The following is a 1,111-nucleotide window of genomic DNA, read 5'->3' on the forward strand; positions in this document are numbered from 1 at the left end:
GGTAGTGTCGAGAAAGTTGGTGTAGAGCCCCATCCGAAGCGAGTCGGCCCGGCGTCCTAGAATCTGGAACACGGTTGATATCCTATGCCGCCTCGACCCTGTCCGCAAGCTCGAGGCCGGACTCGAGCATCTTCCTGGCCTCCGCCTCAAGCCGCGCCCAATCGACGGGACCGTCGATTCCCCGAGTGCGACCGTCATCGTAGAGCTCGTTCATCCTCACCTCCGAGAAGTACCTGGACTCCTGCCATATCTCGTCCTGCTCGCACATGACCGCGCCCGCGAGCCGCACCAGCGAGCCCGTGGAGGGGAACACCTGCACGACGCGCGACCTGCGCTTTATCTCCCGGTTGGTCCTCTCCTGCACGTTGTTGGTGCGCAGGCGCTTCCAGTGGGTCGGCGGGAAGTCGAGGTAGGCCAGCGCGTCGGGCTCGGCCTCCTCCAGCACCGCCGCCGCCCTGGGGCAGCACCCCTCCAGCATGTCGCACGCCGCGTGGTACATGGCCGTCACGGTGGCGGCGTCGCGCCCGCGGAACACCTGCGACACGATCCTGCCCACGCGGCGCCTGAGCTGCCAGGAGCCGGCCTCGCGCATGCAGTCGCGCATGAGGTGGACCGCGCAGCGCTGCCACGCGGCGCCCTGGAAGACCTCGCCGAGCGCCCGGACGAGCCCCGGGTGGGCGTCCGAGACGACGAGCCGCACGCCCGCCGCCCCGCGCGAGCGGATAGCCCGCAGGAAGGCGAGCCACGAGTCGTAGGACTCGGTGTCGACCACGTCGACGCCCAGGACGCGCCTCCAGCCGCCCGCATCGCAGCCGATGGCGGTGACCACGGCGGTGGAGGCGACGCGCCCCTCGCGGCGGCACTTGACGTAGGTCGCGTCGAGCCAGACGTAGGGCACCGGCGAGCCGCCGAGCGGCCTTGCGCACAGGTCCTCGATGTCTGCGTCCAGGCTCGAGGCGATGGCGCTCACCTGGTCCTTCGAGAGTCTGGAGACGCCCATCTTCTCGGCCACCCTCTGCACCTTGCGGGTGCTGGTGCCCGTGGCGTACATCTCGGCCACGGCGGCCACGAGGGCGCGGTCGACGCGCTGGTAGCGCTCGAGCACGTCCTC

General features: G+C 70.1%; 1 protein-coding gene. It reads right to left on the reverse strand.

Features of this window, described 5'->3' with window-relative positions; genetic code table 11:
• Positions 1–82: 82 nt before the first annotated feature.
• On the reverse strand, positions 83–1,111 hold a 1,029-nt coding region (locus ACESUZ_RS10090), incomplete at its 5' end, for an IS256 family transposase (protein ID WP_373199923.1).

This window comes from Collinsella aerofaciens ATCC 25986, from assembly GCF_964239575.1.
In the GTDB taxonomy this organism is placed as follows: domain Bacteria; phylum Actinomycetota; class Coriobacteriia; order Coriobacteriales; family Coriobacteriaceae; genus Collinsella; species Collinsella aerofaciens_BQ.